Origin of the sequence: Curvibacter sp. APW13, from assembly GCF_032337135.1 — a bacterium.
In the GTDB taxonomy this organism is placed as follows: domain Bacteria; phylum Pseudomonadota; class Gammaproteobacteria; order Burkholderiales; family Burkholderiaceae_C; genus Allorhodoferax.
This window is the reverse complement of sequence record NZ_JAVXZZ010000002.1, coordinates 1,037,518-1,056,696: the sequence shown is the minus strand read 5'-3', so window position 1 is coordinate 1,056,696 and position 19,179 is coordinate 1,037,518. Positions and strand designations below refer to the sequence as shown.

The 19,179-nt window shown below is 62.5% G+C and carries 16 protein-coding genes; 14 read left to right on the top strand and 2 right to left on the bottom strand.

What is annotated here, in order from left to right; all coding sequences use genetic code 11:
- Positions 1–533 precede the first annotated feature (533 nt).
- Positions 534–1,151: a TetR/AcrR family transcriptional regulator gene (locus RQP54_RS13175; RefSeq protein WP_315678801.1), complete on the bottom strand. Its 618-nt coding sequence runs from the start codon at positions 1,149–1,151 to the stop codon at positions 534–536.
- A gap of 150 nt (positions 1,152–1,301) precedes the next feature.
- Here RQP54_RS13175 and RQP54_RS13170 point away from each other — a divergent pair, with 150 nt between their 5' ends.
- The 4 genes from RQP54_RS13170 (at position 1,302) to RQP54_RS13155 (ending at position 6,978) form a co-directional block, all read left to right on the top strand.
- Positions 1,302–2,711, top strand: a complete 1,410-nt coding sequence (locus tag RQP54_RS13170; protein WP_315678800.1) for a 3-oxoacyl-ACP reductase — start codon at positions 1,302–1,304, stop codon at positions 2,709–2,711.
- A gap of 23 nt (positions 2,712–2,734) precedes the next feature.
- Positions 2,735–3,622 carry a MaoC family dehydratase gene (locus RQP54_RS13165; RefSeq protein WP_315678799.1) on the top strand — a complete coding sequence of 296 codons (888 nt, stop codon included), beginning with the start codon at positions 2,735–2,737 and terminating at the stop codon, positions 3,620–3,622.
- A gap of 186 nt (positions 3,623–3,808) precedes the next feature.
- Positions 3,809–5,128: an acetyl-CoA C-acetyltransferase gene (locus RQP54_RS13160; protein WP_315678798.1), complete on the top strand. Its 1,320-nt coding sequence runs from the start codon at positions 3,809–3,811 to the stop codon at positions 5,126–5,128.
- Positions 5,129–5,154: 26 nt separating this feature from the next.
- On the top strand, positions 5,155–6,978 hold the full coding sequence (locus tag RQP54_RS13155) for an acyl-CoA dehydrogenase C-terminal domain-containing protein (protein ID WP_315678797.1): 1,824 nt from the start codon (positions 5,155–5,157) through the stop codon (positions 6,976–6,978).
- A 92-nt stretch (positions 6,979–7,070) separates the two neighbouring features.
- On the opposite strand, the gene RQP54_RS13150 is transcribed toward RQP54_RS13155, so the two are convergent.
- The gene (locus RQP54_RS13150) at positions 7,071–8,366 is read right to left on the bottom strand and encodes a glycerate kinase (protein WP_315678796.1); all 1,296 of its coding nucleotides are present in this window, start codon (positions 8,364–8,366) and stop codon (positions 7,071–7,073) included.
- Positions 8,367–8,505: 139 nt separating this feature from the next.
- On the opposite strand from RQP54_RS13150, the gene RQP54_RS13145 reads away from it, so the two are divergent.
- The 10 genes from RQP54_RS13145 (at position 8,506) to RQP54_RS13100 (ending at position 19,146) form a co-directional block, all read left to right on the top strand.
- Positions 8,506–9,405 (top strand): radical SAM protein, encoded by a 900-nt coding sequence (locus tag RQP54_RS13145; RefSeq protein WP_315678794.1) that lies wholly within the window; start codon positions 8,506–8,508, stop codon positions 9,403–9,405.
- A gap of 264 nt (positions 9,406–9,669) precedes the next feature.
- Complete coding sequence (gene aceA, locus RQP54_RS13140; protein WP_315678793.1) at positions 9,670–10,986, top strand: isocitrate lyase; 1,317 nt, start codon at positions 9,670–9,672, stop codon at positions 10,984–10,986.
- 277 nt (positions 10,987–11,263) lie between these two features.
- Positions 11,264–13,180 (top strand): threonine--tRNA ligase, encoded by a 1,917-nt coding sequence (gene thrS, locus RQP54_RS13135; RefSeq protein WP_315678792.1) that lies wholly within the window; start codon positions 11,264–11,266, stop codon positions 13,178–13,180.
- A gap of 82 nt (positions 13,181–13,262) precedes the next feature.
- Positions 13,263–13,850, top strand: a complete 588-nt coding sequence (gene infC, locus RQP54_RS13130; RefSeq protein WP_315678838.1) for a translation initiation factor IF-3 — start codon at positions 13,263–13,265, stop codon at positions 13,848–13,850.
- A gap of 162 nt (positions 13,851–14,012) precedes the next feature.
- Positions 14,013–14,216 carry a 50S ribosomal protein L35 gene (rpmI, locus tag RQP54_RS13125; protein ID WP_315678791.1) on the top strand — a complete coding sequence of 68 codons (204 nt, stop codon included), beginning with the start codon at positions 14,013–14,015 and terminating at the stop codon, positions 14,214–14,216.
- 25 nt (positions 14,217–14,241) lie between these two features.
- Positions 14,242–14,601: a 50S ribosomal protein L20 gene (gene rplT / locus RQP54_RS13120; protein WP_315678789.1), complete on the top strand. Its 360-nt coding sequence runs from the start codon at positions 14,242–14,244 to the stop codon at positions 14,599–14,601.
- A gap of 105 nt (positions 14,602–14,706) precedes the next feature.
- Positions 14,707–15,765: a phenylalanine--tRNA ligase subunit alpha gene (pheS, locus tag RQP54_RS13115; protein WP_315678787.1), complete on the top strand. Its 1,059-nt coding sequence runs from the start codon at positions 14,707–14,709 to the stop codon at positions 15,763–15,765.
- Positions 15,766–15,816: 51 nt separating this feature from the next.
- Positions 15,817–18,240: a phenylalanine--tRNA ligase subunit beta gene (pheT, locus tag RQP54_RS13110; protein WP_315678786.1), complete on the top strand. Its 2,424-nt coding sequence runs from the start codon at positions 15,817–15,819 to the stop codon at positions 18,238–18,240.
- 31 nt (positions 18,241–18,271) lie between these two features.
- Positions 18,272–18,595 carry an integration host factor subunit alpha gene (locus RQP54_RS13105; RefSeq protein ID WP_315678785.1) on the top strand — a complete coding sequence of 108 codons (324 nt, stop codon included), beginning with the start codon at positions 18,272–18,274 and terminating at the stop codon, positions 18,593–18,595.
- A 104-nt stretch (positions 18,596–18,699) separates the two neighbouring features.
- On the top strand, positions 18,700–19,146 hold the full coding sequence (locus RQP54_RS13100; protein WP_315678784.1) for a MerR family transcriptional regulator: 447 nt from the start codon (positions 18,700–18,702) through the stop codon (positions 19,144–19,146).
- The last annotated feature ends 33 nt before the right edge of the window (positions 19,147–19,179 follow it).

Genomic DNA, 19,179 nt, shown 5'->3' with positions numbered 1-19,179 from the left:
CGCTCCCACATCAGCGCTTTCTGGCTATCCGTGTAGTAGATCCTGGGTCGCCGCTTCATCTGCAACACTCCTTCCGCCTATGCGGTGGTTAGTGTGTTGCATCGACCGGTTGAATCCGCCGCCCAAAGCCGTCGTGCAATCGCTATAGAGTGTATAGCTGCTTACGCAATAAATACGCGGGCTGTCGCCTAATTTGACCCTAAGTCGCGCCGAGCGAAGCGATGGCGCGTGGGGTATTCCCCGCCGTCATGCGGAGTCGAGTAGCGCAGGGTGGGGCGGAATAAGAGGCGCGCGCTGTTTGAGCCCGCAGGGCGAGTTTGCGCGCCTCCCGCCCCGCGCGAGCAACGCAGTGCGCCCGAAGGGCCGACGCATCCGGCGCGCCTTTCTTTGCTCCCTTTCTTTGGCGAAGCAAAGAAAGGGAGGCGCCCGCCGGGGCGCGACCCGGCCTACGGCGCAGGCTAAAGGTAAAGCCCTTCGACAGGCTCAGGGCGAACGGATCAAGAGGCCAAGCACGAACGGCACACCGCCCGAAATCAGCCCCTCGGCACCTCACCCCCCACCACCGCCCGAATCAATGCACTCGTGGTATCCGCAATCGACTGCATGTCCCCAATCCGGTCCTGCTCGATCAGCTGCAGCACCAATTCATTGATGCCACCCACCACGGCCATGGCCATGGTGGGGCTCATGACGGCGTGGTCGCGTTTGGGGTTGACCACGCTGAGCAGGAATTCGGCAATCTCGTGGTTCACGCGTCGGCGTGCCGCCAGGCCCTCGGTGCCCAGGCTCAGGATGTCGATGAACAGGGCCCGCAGCACCACGGGGTTGTCGGCCAGCACGCCCAGGTAGGCAGTCATGGCGCCTTCCACCTGTTGCTGCCAGTGGCGGGTCGGGTCCAGCATGGCCTGCAGCTGGCGCAGGGCGTTTCGGCTGGCCGACTCGTACATGGCGATCAGGCAGTCGGCCTTGGTCTGGAAGTGTTCGTAGAAGGTGCGCCGCGACACTGCCGCTTCGCGCACGATGTCGGCAATGGTGCAGGCGGCAAAGCCCTGGGCCGCCACGGCCCGTGCCATGCCTTCGAACAGGCGACGGCGGTGGGTGCTGGCAGTGGTGGGCTCCTCGACGGTGGCAAGCGGGGCAGCGGTTTCCATAGCAGTGAATCGTAGCGGCAAATTAGGTGCAGGCGTCTAGCAATCGCGACAGATGGTACTTGACAGTACCAATCCTTAAAAAGCATGATCGTTCGAATTGGTACTTATCCGTACCAAGATGACGAAAAACAACTGTTTGGAACCCGAAACATGTCTGACTCTTATCTCAATTTCGCCAATTCCCCCGTGGGCGCCAAGCTGGCCGAAGCGCTGGGCCTGCCCAAGCCGCTCGTACTGGAGCGCTACAAGGCCGGCCAGCCCGTCATCAAGGGCACGGTACTGGTGGGTGGCGGCGGTGAACCGCAGTTGTTGGACGCTTTGGCGTCCTTTTTTGCATCTGTGGGGGCGCAGACGGTGGCCCACTCCCAGCTGCCGCAGTGGACTCCCATTGCCAACAAGGCCGGCTTGATGACCGGCCGCTGGGGCAGCGAAGGCAAGCCCGGCGAGAAGGTCAAGGCACTGGTGTTTGACGCGACCGGCCTGACCGACAGCACCCAGTCCGACGCCCTGTACCAGTTCTTCCACGATGCCGCCCGCTCGGTACTGCAGTGCGGCCGCGTGGTTATCCTGGGCCGCCCGCCCGAAGCCTGCGCATCGCCACGCCAGGCCACCATCCAGCGCGCGCTGGAAGGCCTGAGCCGCTCGCTGGCCAAGGAACTGAAGAAGGCCATCGGTGTGCAGCTGGTCTACGTGGCCGAGGGCGCCGAAGGCCAGCTCGACTCCACCCTGCGCTTCCTGCTGTCGCCGCGTAGTGCCTACGTTTCGGCCCAGGTCATCCGCATCGGCAAGCCGGTGGGTGCGGGTGCCGCTCCCGCTGATTGGGCCGCGCCCCTGGCAGGCAAGAAGGTGCTGGTGACCGGCGCATCGCGCGGCATCGGTGCCTCCATTGCCGAAGTCATGGCCCGCGAAGGCGCCAGCGTGATCTGCCTGGACGTGCCCCAAGCCAAGGAAGGGCTGGACGCAGTAGCCGCCAAGATCGGTGGCAAGGCCATTGCCCTGGACATTGGCGCTGCTGAAGCCCCCCAAGCGCTGGTCGATGCCGCCAAGGCGGATGGCGGCTGGGACGTGATCGTGCACAACGCCGGCATCACCCGCGACAAGACCATTGCCAACATGAAGGAACACCTGTGGCAGATGGTGGTGAACGTGAACCTGTCCACGCAAGAGCGCATCAACGACGCGCTGGTGGAGTCCGGCGCCCTGAAGGACGGCGGCCGCATTGTCTGCGTGTCGTCCATCTCCGGCATTGCCGGCAACATGGGCCAAACCAACTACGCGCTGTCAAAGGCCGGCGTGGTGGGGATGGTGCAGAGCAATGCGCCGGTGTTCGCACGGAGGGGCATCACCATCAACGCCGTGGCTCCGGGCTTTATTGAGACCGCCATGACCGCCGCCATTCCCTTCGCGATCCGCGAAGCCGGCCGCCGCATGAACTCCATGAGCCAGGGCGGCCTGCCCGTGGACGTGGCCGAGGCCATCTGCTGGTTTGCGTCTCCCGCATCGGCCGGCATCACCGGTAATGTGGTGCGTGTCTGCGGCCAAAGCATCATGGGTGCGTAATGGCTGCCAAGAAGGAAACCACGATGACCACCATCGAAATCACCAGCCCGAAGCACGCCGCGCAGATGTACGCAGGTGCGCTGCTGTCCAGCCGCAAGCGCCCCGGTGCGGTCAAGGCATTGAAGCCCGTCACCTACGTGCGCCCCGCAGTCAAGCTCGACGCCGCGGAAGTGGCCGCCTACGCCAAGGTGTGTGGCTTCAAGCCCGAGGCCGGCGTGCCGGTGCTGTACCCGCAGATGCTGACCTTCCCGCTGGCCATGGAGTTCTTTGCCTCCGAGTACTGCCCCTGGCCCGCCATGGGCACGGTGCACCTGGGCAACCGCATCGTTCAACACAAGAAGCTGAACGTGGGCGACGTGCTGCGCGTGGAAATGCGCACCGGTGAATTGCTGGCGCACGAGAAGGGCCAGATCTTCACGTTGGAATTCGCCATCTCCCGCGACGACGAACTCGTGTGGGAAGGCACCATGACGGCCCTGCGCATCGGCGTGAAGAACCCGGTGGGCAAGGAATACGCCAGCGCCCTGAGCGCTGATGTGGACCTGTCCTGCCAGACCACCTTCAGCGCCCCGGCCGACATCGGCCGCCGCTACGGTCTGGTGTCCGGCGACATGAACCCGATCCACCTGACAGCAGCTTCGGCCAAGCTGTTTGGTTTCCGCCAGGCCATCGCCCATGGACTGTGGACCAAGGCCCGTGCGCTGGCCGCCATGCTGCCGCGCCAGCCCATCGAGAAGGCCGAAGTGACGGTGGAGTTCAAGACCCCGCTGTACCTGCCCGGCCGCGCTTCGCTGTGGTCGACACGCCAGGTCAAGGGCAAGCAGCCCCACAACGCGATTTTCGAAGTGCGCAACGCCAAGGGCGACAAGCCCCACCTGCGCGCCCAACTGGCCTACACCCCAGCAGAGTGAATCCATGAAATTCGCAACCACTCGGCTGCCCCTCGACGCACCATGCGGCGTTGCAAATGCGCGCCGGGCAGAGAGCCCGGCTGTGCTTTGCGCCTTGCCTGCTGCGCCGCTGTGCAGCCGCTTGGCTGCGATTCCACGGATGCACTCTGCCGCCTGAACCCTTCAACCGAATACTGAAAGAACACCATGAGCAAGACCAAGACTTCCGCCGCCACCGCAACCGGCGTACGCCGTGTGGCCATCATCGGCGGCAACCGCATCCCGTTTGCCCGCTCCAACACCGTCTACTCCAACGCCTCCAACCAGGACATGTTCACCGCCATGCTGCAAGGCCTGGTGGACCGCTTCAACCTGCACGGCGAGCGCCTGGGCGAGGTGGTGGGTGGTGCCGTGATGAAGCATGCCCGTGACTTCAACCTGGTGCGTGAGTCGGTGCTGTCCACCACGCTGTCGCGCGACACACCCGCTTTTGACATCCAGCAAGCCTGCGGCACCGGTCTGGAAGCCGCCATGCTGGTGGCCAACAAGATCGCCCTGGGCCACATCGAGTGCGGCATTGCCGGCGGTGTGGACACCACGTCGGACGCGCCCATGGGCCTGAACGAGAAGCTGCGCAAGATCCTGCTCGAAGCCAGCCGTGCCAAGACCATGCCCCAGCGCCTGAGCGCGTTGGCCAAGGTGCGCCCCAACATGCTGGTGCAGCCCGCACTGCCGCGCAACGGTGAACCCCGCACCGGCTTCTCCATGGGTGAACACTGCGAACTGATGGCCAAGGAATGGGACATCAGCCGCGAAGACCAGGACGCCCTGGCGCTGGCCAGCCACCAGAACCTGGCCCGTGCCTACGAGGAAGGTTTCTTCAATGACCTGATGACCCCCTACAAGGGCGTGTCCAAGGACAACAACCTGCGTGCCGACCTGACCATCGAGAAGCTGCGCAGCCTGAAGCCCTGTTTCGACAAGAAGGTGCGCCCCGAACAGGGCACGCTGACTCCCGGCAACTCCACCCCCCTGACCGATGGCGCCTCTGCCGTGCTGCTGGCCAGCGAAGCGTGGGCTGCTGAGCGTGGCCTGCCGGTGCTGGCCTATCTCACGTTCAGTGAAGTGGCTGCGGTGGACTTCTTCGACAAGAAGGAAGGCCTGCTCATGGCCCCGGCCTACGCCGTGCCGCGCATGCTGGAGCGTGCGGGCCTGAGCCTGCAGGACTTCGACTTCTACGAAATCCACGAAGCCTTTGCTGCGCAGGTGCTGTGCACCCTGAAGGCCTGGGAAGACAAGGCCTTCTGCAAGGAAAAGCTCGGCCTGTCCAAGCCCCTGGGCAAGATCGACCGCAGCAAGCTCAACGTGAACGGCAGCTCGCTGGCCGCCGGTCACCCCTTTGCCGCCACCGGTGGCCGCATCGTGGCCAACCTGGCCAAGATGCTGGACCAGAAAGGTTCCGGCCGCGGCCTGATCTCCATCTGCGCCGCAGGTGGCCAAGGCGTTGTCGCCATCATCGAACGTTGATCTTCCAACCGCAGGAGTAACACACCATGTCCCAATACAAAGCCCCCCTGCGCGACATGCGCTTCCTGATGAACGAAGTGCTGGACTACCCCGCGCACTACGCCTCTTTGCCCAACGGCAAGGATGCTGACCAGGAAACTGTGGACGCCATTCTGGAAGGTGCCGCCCAGCTGTGCGAAGAAGTGCTGGCGCCCCTGAACCACAGTGGTGACCAGGAAGGCTGCCACTTCAACAATGGCGAAGTGACCACCCCCAAGGGCTTCAAGGAAGCCTACCAGGCCTTCGTAGAAGGTGGCTGGCAAGGCCTGTCCTTCCCCGAAGAGTTCGGTGGCCAGGGCCTGCCCATGTCCTTCAACATCTTCAAGTCGGAAATGATGGGAACAGCCAACTGGTCCTTCACCATGTATCCGGGCCTGAGCGTGGGCTGCATCAACACGCTGATGCAGTACGGCAGCGACGAACAGAAGGCCCAGTACATCCCCAAGCTGGTCTCCGGCGAATGGTCGGGCACCATGTGCCTGACCGAGCCCCAGTGCGGTACCGACCTGGCCCAGGTGAAGACCAAGGCCGTGCCCCAGGCCGACGGCAGCTACAAAATCACCGGCACCAAGATCTTCATCTCTGCCGGTGAACACGACCTGACCGAGAACATCGTCCACATCGTGCTGGCCCGCTTGCCCGATGCACCCGAAGGCACCCGCGGCATTTCGCTGTTCGTGGTGCCGAAGTTCAAGGTCGACGCCCAAGGCAACAAGGGCGAGCGCAACACCGTCACCTGCGGCTCCATCGAGCACAAGATGGGCATCCGTGCCTCCGCCACCGCGGTGCTGAACTTCGATGAGGCCGAAGGCTTCATGGTGTTCGAGCCCAACCGCGGTCTGGAAGCCATGTTCACCTTCATGAACACGGCCCGCCTGGGTACCGCCGTGCAGGGCGTATGCCATGCTGAAGCGGCCTTCCAGGGCGCCTTGCCTTACGCCAAGGACCGCCGCTCCATGCGTGCCCTGTCCGGCAAGAAGGAACCGGAGGCCAAGGCCGACGCGCTGATCTGGCACCCCGATGTGCGCCGCATGCTGCTGACCCAGAAGGCGATTGCCGAAGGTGGCCGCGCCATGATCTACGACGCGCTCAAGACCGGCGACCTGATGTTCAATGCGGTCGCCGCCAAGGACGACAAGGCCTACAAGAAGTACGACGGCCAACTGGGCTTCTATACCCCCATCCTCAAGGGCTTCCTGACCGAGATGGGCCTGGAAGCAGCCAACCTGGGCGTGCAGGTGTTCGGTGGCCATGGCTACATCAAGGAGCACGGCATGGAGCAGATCGTGCGCGATGCCCGTATCTCCACCCTCTACGAAGGCACTACCGGCATCCAGGCACTGGATTTGCTGGGCCGCAAGGTCCTGCTGTCGAGCAAGGGCAAGTGCGTGCGTGATTTCACCCTGCAGATGGTGAAGTTCGCCAAGCCCAACCTGCTCAAGCGTGGTGCCCTGGGTGCCATGGCCCGCGCCCTGGCAGCCCGTGCCGCAGAATGGAATGTGCTGACCACGGCCATCATGCTGCGTGCGCCGAAGGACAAGGAAGTGGTGGGCGCTGCCAGCTACGACTACCTGATGTACTCCGGCTTCGTGATGATGGGTTACTACTGGGCGGTGCAGGCTGCCAAGGCCCAAGAACTGCTGGACAGCGGCGCCGGCAAGGAATCGGCCGAGTTCTACCGCTCCAAGATCCAGACCGCCGAGTTCTACTTCGAGCGCCTGTTGCCCCGCGCCAATGCCCACCGCACAGGCGCCTTGGCGCCCACGAAGTCGGTGATGCAGCTGGACAACGAGCACTTCGCATTCGCCTGATTTCAGTCGAATGAGGGGCGAAATTCGCCCCTGGCCCGCATGGAAAAAGCGCAGACAGCTATCTATTCGATAGCGACTGCGCTTTTTTCTTGTCAGTCGATGACGATGGCGCGGAAGTCGTTGACGTTGGTCTGGGTTGGCCCGGTCACCACCGAGTCGCCCAGGGCCTGGAAGAAGCCGTGGCCGTCGTTGTTGGCCAGCGCATCCAGTGGCTTGATGCCCAGTGCCAAGGCGCGGGCTACGGTGTCGGGCCAGAGCAGGGCGCCGGCAATCTCCTCGGCACCGTCCACGCCGTCGGTGTCGGCGGCCAGGGCGTGGATGCGCGGGTGGCCGCCCAGCGCGGTCGCCATGGACAGCAGGCACTCCACGTTGCGCCCGCCACGCCCGTTGCCTCGCACGGTGACCGTGGTTTCGCCCCCGGAGAGCAGCACACAGGGCGAGGCAAATGGTTGCCCGCGCTGGGCCACCTGCAACGCGATACCTGCCAGCACCTTGCCCACGTCACGGGCCTCGCCCTCGATGGCGTCACCCAGGATGTAGGGGGTATAGCCTGCGCTACGGGCGACTGCCGCTGCGGCTTCGAGCGCCAGCTGCGGCGCGGCAATGGTGCGCACCTGGGCGCGCGCCAGCCGCGGATCGCCCGGCTTGACCGATTCGGCCTGTGCACTGTGCAGCACGTCCATCACCGCAGGGTGCAACTCCAGTGCGTAGCGGCGCACGATGTCCAGCGCATCGGCACAGGTGGTCGGGTCGGGTACTGTCGGGCCGGAGGCAATGTCGATCGGGTCGTCGCCCGGCACATCGGAAATCAGCAGGGTGAGTACCCGGGCCGGCCAGCACGCTGCTGCGAGGCGCCCGCCCTTGATGCTTGAGAGGTGGCGGCGCACGCAGTTCATCTCGCGGATGCTGGCGCCACTGCGCAGCAGGGCGCGGTTCACCGCCTGCTTGTCTTCGAGCGTGATGCCGGGCAAGGGCAGGGGCAGCAGGGACGAGCCCCCACCGGAGATTAGGCACAGCACCAGGTCTTCAGGGCGTAGGCCTTGCACCAGTGCCAGCATGCGCTGGGCAGCCGTGAGGCCCGCGGCATCGGGCACCGGGTGGGCCGCTTCGACGATCTCAATGCGTTGGCAGGGTGCAGCGTAGCCATAGCGGGTGACTACCAAGCCCGACAGCGGACCCTGCCACTGCGCTTCTACGGCTTGCGCCATGGCGGCCGAGGCCTTGCCGGCGCCGATGACGATCAGGCGGCCGTTGCCAAGCTCGGCGGGCGAGGGGAGGTGCGGTGCCACGCAGCGCGCGGGTTGCGCGCTGGCGACGGCGGCGTCGAACATGGCACGCAGCAGAGTGGCCGCCGGGGGGCGGGCGGAAGCAGGGGCGGGTGGGGTCATGGAAGGTTCCAGGCGCGGCGGTGGCCGCATGGTGCGCATTCTGCACGGCTTGGCAGAAAGGGGGCAGTTGGGCATGCCCCTGGTGGACGCGCTTGGCGTCGATACACTGCCGGCTCGTTGTGAAAAAGGAATCCTTGCCATGCACGCGGTCGTCCCCATCCGCTACATCAACCCGGTGTTTCGCCCGCCCAGCGAGGCCCAGTCGCTGATCCTGCCCGTGACCAACGGCTGCTCCTGGAACCAGTGCACCTATTGCGAGATGTACACGGCGCCACAGAAGAGATTTGCGCTGCGTGACCCCGATGAGCTGATGGAGTCCATCCGCCAATGCGCGGCACTGTACGGGTCCCAGGTGCAGCGCGTGTTCCTGGGCGACGGTGATGCCATGGCCCTGTCCACACGCCGCTTGCTCGACGTTCTGCAGGCCATCCGCACCCACCTGCCGCAGGTGCGCAGGGTGTCGAGCTACTGCCTGCCGCGCAATGTGCGCAACAAGCCCTTGGAAGAGCTGCAGGCCCTGCGCGAGGCGGGGCTGTCGATGGTGTACGTTGGCGCGGAATCGGGTGACGATGAGGTGCTGCGCTTCGTGCACAAGGGCGAAACCTTTGCCTCTACCGTGGATGCACTGCAGCGCCTGGGCGCAGCGGGCATGACGCGTTCGGTCATGCTGCTCAACGGCCTGGGCGGGCGCATCCACAGCCAGCAGCACGCACTGAATTCGGCGCGACTGGCCAACGAGACCCAGCCGGAGTTCCTGTCCACGCTGGTGGTGAGCTTTCCGCAAGGCGAGGAGCGCTTCCGGGCCGCCTACCCCGGGTGGGAGCCGCTGGACCAGCGGGGGCTGTTCAGCGAAATGGAAACCCTGCTGCAAGGGCTGCAGCTGGAGCGCACCGTATTCCGCAGCGACCATGCCTCGAACTGGCTGGTGCTCAAGGGAACCCTCGGCGCAGAAAAGCCGCGTTTGCTGGCCCAGGTACAAGCAGCACTGGCGGATCCCGGTGCGGCGCAGTTGCGTCCGGATTGGGCGCGGGGTCTGTAGAGCGTCGCCCCAGCATATTTCACCGCTCACGAAATTGTTTTGTAATATGAAATCAACCAAGCTAAATTGTCTTGGTGTGACGCTCTAAATCCATCACCATATTTCCATAATTTGAAAAGTGCTTGTAAGTCATTGATTTATATGGAATGAAAAATATGTCTTGTATAAGACATAAGACGTGTCATGTGTCTTATATAAGACTACAATTGCGCCATGGCGTCGCGGATTGCGACCCTTCCTTTTCAACCACTACGGAGTGTTCTCATGACGCAATTGACCCGTGAACAACAAATCGCCGCCCTGGAAAAAGAATGGGCTACCAACCCCCGCTGGAAAGGCGTGAAGCGCGGTTACTCCGCAGCCGACGTGGTGCGTCTGCGCGGCAGCATCCAGCCCGAGTACACCCTGGCCAAGCGCGGCGCTGAAAAGCTGTGGGAAAAGGTCAACGGCGGCGCCAAGAAGGGTTACGTCAACGCCTTCGGCGCGATCTCCGCTGGCCAAGCCATGCAGCAAGCCAAGGCCGGTCTGGAAGCCGTGTACCTGTCTGGTTGGCAAGTCGCCGCCGACGGCAACACGTCGGAAACCATGTACCCTGACCAGTCGCTGTACGCCTACGACTCCGTGCCCACCATGGTGCGTCGCATCAACAACACCTTCAAGCGTGCGGACGAAATCCAGTGGGGCCGTGGCATCAACCCCGGTGACAAGGAATTCATCGACTTCTTCCTGCCTATCGTTGCTGACGCAGAAGCTGGTTTCGGTGGCGTTCTGAACGCCTTCGAACTGATGAAGAACATGATCACCGCTGGCGCTGCCGGCGTGCACTTCGAAGACCAGCTGGCCGCTGTGAAGAAGTGCGGTCACATGGGTGGCAAGGTGCTGGTTCCCACCCGCGAAGCCATCGAGAAGCTGATCGCTGCCCGTCTGGCTGCCGACACCATGGGCGTGTCCACCATCATCCTGGCTCGTACCGATGCTGAAGCCGCCAACCTGATCACCAGCGACTACGACGCCAACGACAAGCCCTTCATCCAGGGCGAGCGTACGCAAGAAGGTTTCTACCGCGTCAAGAACGGTCTGGAGCAGTCCATCAGCCGCGGCGTGGCCTACGCTCCCTACGCCGATCTGGTGTGGTGCGAAACCGGTGTGCCCGATATCGGCTTTGCCCGCGAGTTCGCGCAAGCCGTGCACGCTGCCTGCCCCGGCAAGCTGCTGTCCTACAACTGCTCGCCTTCCTTCAACTGGAAGAAGAACCTGTCGGATTCGCAGATTGCTTCCTTCCAGGAAGACCTGTCGGCACTGGGCTACAAGTACCAGTTCATCACCCTGGCTGGTATCCACATCAACTGGTACAACACCTTCCAGTTCGCCCACGCATACGCTCGCGGCGAAGGCATGAAGCACTACACCGAAATGGTGCAAGAGCCCGAATTCGCTGCCCGCGAAAAGGGTTACACCTTCGTGTCGCACCAGCAGGAAGTGGGTGTTGGCTACTTCGACGACGTGACCACCGTGATCCAGGGCGGCTCTTCCTCCGTGAAGGCCCTGACCGGCTCTACCGAAGAAGAACAGTTCCACTAAGAACCACCACAGGCCCTGCCTTGTGCAGGGCTGTGCGACAAGCCGATGCCTCGCAAGGGGTGTCGGCTTTTTTGTGCGGTTAAAATCCCCACTTCACTTTGTATAAGAGCGAGAAAGGCACCCTGGTTATGACACCGCGAACTACACGGCCCGCAGTTTCAAGCGAATAAGGCTCGTAGTCCGCGCGCCTTGTGCGCAGGCAGCTCCAAAATTCATAGCAAAGCGCGGACCTTTCCGCGCTTTTTGTTTTTCTCCGCTTCACTTCATTGCACCCACCATGATCCACATTACGCTTCCCGATGGTTCCCAACGTGAGTTTCCCGGCCCCGTGACTGTTGCGGAAGTTGCCGCATCCATTGGTGCGGGCTTGGCCAAGGCCGCGCTGGGTGGCAAGGTCAACGGCAAGCTGGTCGACACGAGTTTTCGCATGGAGGCCGACAGCAGCCTGGCCATCGTGACCGCCAAGGACGCGGATGGTCTGGAGTTGATCCGCCACTCCACTGCCCACCTGCTGGCCTATGCGGTCAAGGAACTGTTTCCCGAGGCACAGGTCACCATCGGCCCGGTGATCGAGAACGGTTTCTACTACGACTTCTCCTACAAGCGCCCGTTCACACCGGAAGACCTGGTTGCCATCGAGAAGAAGATGGGTGAACTCGCGGCCAAGGACGAACCGGTGGTGCGCCGCGTGCTGCCGCGCGACGAGGCTGTGGCCTATTTCAAGAGCCTGGGGGAAAACTACAAGGCCGAGATCATCGGCAGCATCCCCAGCAATGAAGACGTGTCGCTGTATCGCGAAGGCAATTTCGAAGACCTGTGCCGCGGCCCCCACGTGCCCAGCACTGGCAAGCTCAAGTTCTTCAAGCTGATGAAGGTGGCAGGCGCCTACTGGCGCGGCGACCACCGCAACGAGATGCTGCAGCGCGTGTACGGTACGGCCTGGGCCACCAAGGACGAACTGCAGCAGTACCTGACACGACTGGAAGAAGCCGAGAAGCGCGACCACCGCAAGCTCGGGCGCGAGCTCGACCTGTTCCATCTGGACGAGCATTCGCCCGGTACCGTGTTCTGGCACCCCAAAGGCTGGGTGCTGTGGCAGGAAGTGGAGCAGTATATGCGCCGCGTGTACCGTGAAAACGGCTACCAGGAAGTCAAGGGTCCGCAGATCCTCGACAAGACGCTGTGGGAGAAGACTGGTCACTGGGACAAGTACCGCGAAAACATGTTCGTGACCGAAAGCGAGAAGCGCGACTACGCCTTGAAGCCCATGAACTGCCCGGGCCACATCCTGATCTACAAGCAGGGCATCAAGAGCTACCGCGAGCTGCCGCTGCGCTACGGCGAGTTCGGCAACTGCCACCGCAACGAACCCACAGGGGGCTTGCACGGCATCATGCGCGTGCGCGGCTTCACCCAAGATGACGGCCACATCTTCTGTACCGAAGAAATGATCCAGTCGGAGGTGCAGGCCTTCACCACGCTGCTGCAGAGGGTCTACAAGGACTTCGGTTTCACCAACATCATCTACAAGCTCTCGACGCGTCCGGAAAAGCGCATCGGTACCGAGGAGAGCTGGGACCGCGCCGAAGCGGCACTGGCCGCGGGCCTGAAGGCTTCGGGGTGCGAGTTCGAGTACCTGCCGGGCGAGGGCGCCTTCTACGGCCCCAAGATCGAGTACACGCTCAAGGACGCCCTCGGACGCCCCTGGCAGTGCGGCACCATCCAGGTGGATCCGAACCTTCCCGAGCGTCTGGATGCCGAGTTCGTGGGTGAGGACGGTGCCCGCCACCGCCCCATCATGCTGCACCGCGCCATCGTCGGCAGCCTGGAGCGTTTCATCGGTATCCTGATCGAGGAAAGCGCCGGTGCCTTGCCGACCTGGTTGGCTCCCGTTCAAGTGGCGGTGCTCAATATCACCGATTCCCAGGCCGACTACGCCAAAAACGTGGCGAAAACGTTGCAAAATCAAGGGCTTAGGGTCGATTTGGACCTGCGCAACGAGAAAATAACCTATAAAATACGGGAGCATTCGTTGCAGAAGCTGCCGTACCTTGCCGTGATTGGCGACAAGGAAATGGCTGCAGGGTCTGTGGCGGTGCGGGCGCGGGGTGGCAAAGACCTCGGGGTCATGTCGGTGGAAGCGTTTGCAGCGCTGGTACAAGCCGACATCGCCAACAAGTCAGCCAATGGGTGAATTCCACCGGTATTTCGTTGACGGTCGTTCGCACTGGCGCGCGCCTGTCTGCGTTTTTTGATGTTTTGTGAGGTAAAGAGCCATCGCTACTGAAATCCGTGACCGTCGCCAGCGCGAGGAGCGTAAGCACCGCCTGAATCGTGAAATCACTGCACCCGAGGTGCGTATTTCCGGTCCTGAGAATGAACCCATGGGCATTGTCAGCCTGTCCGAAGCCCTGCGATTGGCAGGAGAGATGGATGTGGATCTGGTCGAGATTGCAGCGACCGCGAACCCGCCAGTCTGCCGCCTGATGGACTACGGCAAGTTCAAGTACCAGGAACAGAAGAAGGCAGCCGAGGCGAAAGCCAAGCAGACGGTCATCGATATCAAGGAAATCAAATTCCGTCCGGGTACCGATGATGGCGACTACAACATCAAGCTGCGCAACATCCGCCGTTTCCTGGCAGAGGGCGACAAGTGCAAGATCACGCTGCGTTTCCGTGGCCGCGAGATCACGCACCAGGAGCTGGGTCTGGCCATGTTGCAGCGCATGCGCGACGAACTGGGCGATTCGATCATTGTGGAGCAGTTCCCCAAGCTCGAAGGTCGCCAGATGATCATGATGATTGCGCCGGGCCGCAAGAAGCCCGGCAGCAGTCCCAAGCCTGCAGCGGAAGCTGCGGCTTAAAGCATTTCGGGCAGGTCGGTCACCTGCCCGGAGTCTGAAGGCAGCTTCGGTTGCCTTCTGCACCTGTCCCGCAAGGGGTAGGTGCGATTAGTGGCTCGGGGCCAACAAGGCTGGAAAAGTTTTCCGGACGCCTCGCGAGCACAATTGATAAGGAGCATATCCATGCCCAAAATGAAGACCAAGAGCGCGGCGAAGAAACGCTTCCGCGTGCGTCCCGGTGGTACCGTCAAGCGCGGTCAAGCCTTCAAGCGTCACATCCTGACGAAGAAGACCACCAAGAACAAGCGCCACTTGCGCGGTGCAGTTGGTGTGCACGCGACCGATATGGGTCGTATGGCACAGATGCTGCCCGGTCAAGGCATTTGATTAACGACGTACAAGGAGTAACACAATGCCTCGCGTCAAACGTGGTGTAACGGCCCGCGCCCGTCACAAGAAAGTTCTGGCCCTTGCAAAAGGTTTCCGCGGTCGCCGCGGTAATGTATTCCGCGTAGCCAAAGAAGCGGTGATGAAGGCTGGGCAATATGCCTACCGCGATCGCCGCAACAAGAAGCGCGTGTTCCGTCAGCTGTGGATTGCCCGTATCAACGCGGCAGCCCGTCAGTGCGGTCTGACATACAGCCAGTTTGCCAATGGTCTGAAGAAAGCCAACATCGAGATCGACCGCAAGGTCCTGTCCGATATTGCTATCCATGACATGGCTGCTTTTGCTGGCATCGTGGAACAAGTGAAGGCCAAGCTGGCTGCTTGATTCACGGCAGGCGCTATTGTTTCAATAGCTGCCTGCGCACCAAGATCAAGGGCTAGGGCTTGAAAGAGCACTAGCCCTTTTTCATTTTCCAAACAGAAGAATTCTATGAGCGACCTGAACGCCCTTGTTGAACAGGCATCCGCCGCATTTGCCCAAGCGCAAACTCCGGCCGACCTGGAAAATGCCAAAGCCCAGTTTCTCGGCAAGTCCGGGCGGGTGACCGAGCTGATGAAGGGCATGGCTGCGCTCAGTATCGAAGAAAAGAAGACCCGCGGCGCCGCCATCAATGTGGCCAAGCAGGGTATCGAGGCGGCACTCAACGCACGCCGCCAGGCCCTGGCCGATGCCGAGTTGCAGGCCCAGTTGCAGGCCGAAGCGCTCGACGTGAGCCTGCCGGGTCGCCAGCGCGGGCAGGGCGGCTTGCACCCCGTGTCGCTGACGCTGGAGCGCATCGAGGCGATCTTTGGTTCCATGGGATTCGATGTTGCCCAGGGCCCCGAAATCGAGTCCGACTGGTTCAACTTCACGGCGCTGAACACGCCGGAAGACCATCCGGCACGTTCCATGCACGACACCTTCTATGTCGAAGGCGGCTCCGAGACTGCGCCCAACCTGCTGCGCACGCACACCAGCCCGATGCAGATCCGCTACGCCGTGCAGCATGTCAAGAAGTACAAGGGTGCAACCGAGGGTTTGTATGCGGGCGACATGCCCGAAATCCGCGTCATCGCGCCAGGCCGGACCTACCGCGTGGACAGCGACGCCACCCACTCTCCCATGTTCCACCAGTGCGAAGGCCTGTGGGTGGGGGAAAACGTGAGCTTCAAGGACCTCAAGTTCGTCTTCACCGATTTCTGCCGCACCTTTTTTGAGAGCGACGATCTGGTGCTGCGCTTCCGCCCCAGCTTCTTCCCTTTCACCGAACCCAGTGCCGAGATCGACATCCAGTTCCAGAGCGGCCCGCTGGCTGGCCGCTGGCTGGAAGTGGCCGGTTCCGGCCAGGTACACCCGAACGTGATCCGCAACATGGGGCTGGACCCCGAACGCTACATCGGCTTTGCCTTTGGCATGGGGCCTGACCGCCTGACGATGCTGCGCTACGGCGTCAATGACCTGCGCCTGTTCTTTGACGGCGATATCCGCTTCCTGTCCCAGTTCCAGTGAACCGGCAGGAACCCACACGTCGCCGTTTGAACCTCCTACCGCTTTCCGACCATGCAATTTCCTGAATCCTGGCTGCGCACCTTCTGCAACCCACCGCTGAGTACCCAAGAACTGGCCGATACGCTGACCATGGCCGGTCTGGAGGTGGAAGAGCTCGCACCGGTCGCACCCCCGTTCACCAAGATCGTGGTGGGTGAGATCAAAGAGGCCGTGCAGCACCCCAACGCCGATCGCCTGCGCGTGTGCCAGGTCGACGTGGGGCAGGGTGCCTTGCTCAACATCGTCTGCGGCGCACCCAACGCCCGCGTCGGTATTCGCATTCCCTGCGCGCTGGTTGGCGCCGAATTGCCGCCGGGGGAAGACGGCAAGCCTTTCCTGATCAAGGTGGGCAAGCTGCGTGGCGTGGAAAGCCAGGGCATGCTGTGTTCGGCCCGCGAACTCAAGCTGTCTGAAGACCACGGCGGCCTGCTGGAGCTGCCGCTGGATGCACCCCTGGGACAGGACATCCGACAGTACCTGAACCTCGACGACACCCTGTTCACCCTCAAGCTCACACCCAACCTGGCGCATTGCCTCAGTGTGTACGGCGTCGCGCGCGAGGTGGCTGCGCTAACCGGAGCGCCACTGCTGGCTCCTACCTTCCCCACCACCGCCGTGGGCAACGACAGCACCGTGCCCGTGACCATCAGCGCACCCGACTTGTGCGGCCGCTTCTCGGGCCGTGTGGTGCGCAACGTCAACACCCAGGCGAAAACACCACAATGGATGGTGGACCGTCTGGCACGCTGCGGGCAGCGTAGCGTCAGCCCGCTGGTGGACATCTCCAACTACGTGATGTTCGAGTTGGGGCGTCCCTCGCACATCTTCGACTTGGACAAGATACACGGCGGTCTCGACGTGCGTTGGGGCAAGGCGGGCGAAACCCTGAAGCTGCTCAATGGCAACACCGTGGCGCTGGATGAGAAGGTGGGCGTGATCGCCGACGAGCGGCAGGTCGAGTCCCTGGCGGGCATCATGGGTGGCGATGCCACCGCGGTGTCCGACGACACCCGCAACATCTACGTCGAGGCGGCGTTCTGGTGGCCGAAGTCGGTCGCCGGCCGTTCGCGCCGCTACAACTTCTCCACCGATGCCGGGCACCGCTTCGAGCGCGGTGTCGATCCGCAGTTCACCGTCGAGCACATCGAGCGCATCACGCAGCTCATCATCGACATCTGCGGTACGCCCGAGACCAGTTGTGGCCCGATCACCGACCAGCAGGCCCGCATGCCGCAAGCTGCACCTGTCACCCTGCGGGTGGCGCGGGCCAACAAGGTCGTGGGCATGCCGCTGAGCCAGGTGCAATGTGCCGATGCACTGCGCCGCCTGGGCTTGCCTGTGACAGAAGGCGAGGGCACCGTGACCGTAACGCCCCCGTCCTACCGCTTCGACCTGCAGATCGAGGAAGACCTGATCGAGGAAGTGGCCCGCATGGTGGGCTACAACAACCTGCCGCACACCCCGCCGCAGGCCCCGATCACCGCCAAGATCCGCGCCGAGGCACAGCGCAGCCCCTTCGCTGTGCGCCGTGCACTGGCGGCCATGGGCTACCAGGAAACCATCAATTTCAGCTTTGTCGAAGAGCGCTGGGAACACGAGCTCGCAGGTAACCCCAACCCCATCAAGCTGCTCAACCCCATTGCCAGCCAGATGAGCGTCATGCGCTCCTCGCTCTTGGGTTCGCTGCTGCAGGTACTGAAATTCAACGTGGCCCGCAAGGCCCCGCGCGTGCGGGTGTTCGAGCTGGGTCGCGTGTTCCTGCGCGACGCCACGGTGAAGAGTACCGATTCCACCGTCGAAGGCTTCGACCAGCCCATGCGCGTGGCCGGCTTGGCCAGTGGTGGTGCCGATACGCTGCAATGGGGCCGCAAGGAGCAGGCCGTGGACTTCTTTGACGTGAAGGGTGACGTAGAAGCGCTGCTGGCACCACTGCAGGCGTCCTTCGTGCCAGCGCAGCATCCGGCCATGCACCCCGGCCGTTGTGCGCAGGTGCTGGTGGCCGGCCAATCCATCGGTTTCGTTGGCGAACTGCACCCCAAGTGGCGCCAGTCCTACGAGCTGCCCAGCGCCCCGATCCTCTTTGAGCTCGAGCTGGATGCTGTATTGGCACGCAAGGTGCCGTCGTTTGAGTCCGTGGCCAAGTTCCAGCCCGTGCAGCGCGATATTGCCGTCGTGGTGGATGATGCCGTGACCCACGCCGCCCTGATGCAGGCCATCCACGCTGCGCCCACCCAGGGCCTGCTGCGCGACGCCCAGTTGTTCGACGTCTACCGTCCCAAGGTGGAAAAGGGTGCCCCGGCGCAGGACCGTAGCCTGGCGGTGCGCCTGACCCTCAACAGCGACGAAGCTACCCTGACGGAAGAGCAGATCGAAGCCGCGGTTTCCGCCGTGGTGAGCAATCTGCAGACCTCGGTTGGGGCGCGCCAGCGTGTCTGATCTCGATCCTTTTGCCCACGGAGGCCCGGTTATGGATTTTTCGGTGGAAAGTCTGGAAACCCCTGCGCTGACCAAGGCGCAGTTGGCGGACCTGCTGTTCGAGCAGATCGGACTCAACAAGCGTGAGTCCAAGGACATGATCGATGCCTTCTTCGACCTCATCGCCGCCAGCCTGGTGGATGGCAATGACGTCAAGATTTCCGGCTTTGGCAACTTCCAGATCCGCACCAAGGCACCGCGCCCGGGACGCAACCCGCGTACCGGCGAGGCGATTCCAATCCAGGCGCGCCGGGTAGTTACCTTCCATGCCAGCCACAAGCTCAAGGAACAAATCCAGCAGGATGTGAAATCGTAAGCAGCCTGTTGCAAACAATTTTTGCGATTGGCGGCCAAGACGCTTGGCACGGGCATGAAAGTTAGAGTAATCTCTACGCTTTCACCTGTACAGCCTTGATTTCAATGGAGAAAACTCTCCCCCCTATACCAGCCAAGCGCTATTTCACCATCGGTGAGGTGGGGGATCTGTGCGGGGTCAAGCCTCATGTGCTACGGTATTGGGAGCAGGAGTTCACGCAGCTGCGGCCCATGAAGCGCCGCGGTAACCGCCGCTACTACCAGCACCACGAAGTGCTGATGATCCGCCGCATCCGCGACCTCCTGTACGACCAGGGCTTCACCATCAGCGGTGCGCGCAACAAGATCCAGGAACTTCTGCAGGACGAGCGCGACAAGAAACGCATGGGCGAAGCGTTCCTCGATGGCATTGAGGTCATCGAGGGTTCTTCCTTGGAGGATGAGAGCGATGAACCCATGGACCTCGACGCTGGGGATGCCGGCACCGCTTTGCCCCTGGAAGCAGTGCGCGTCGAATTGCTGAGCATTCGTGATCTTCTTTTGCTGGACTGAGCCAAAACCAGCCAAAAACACCATATAATCTAA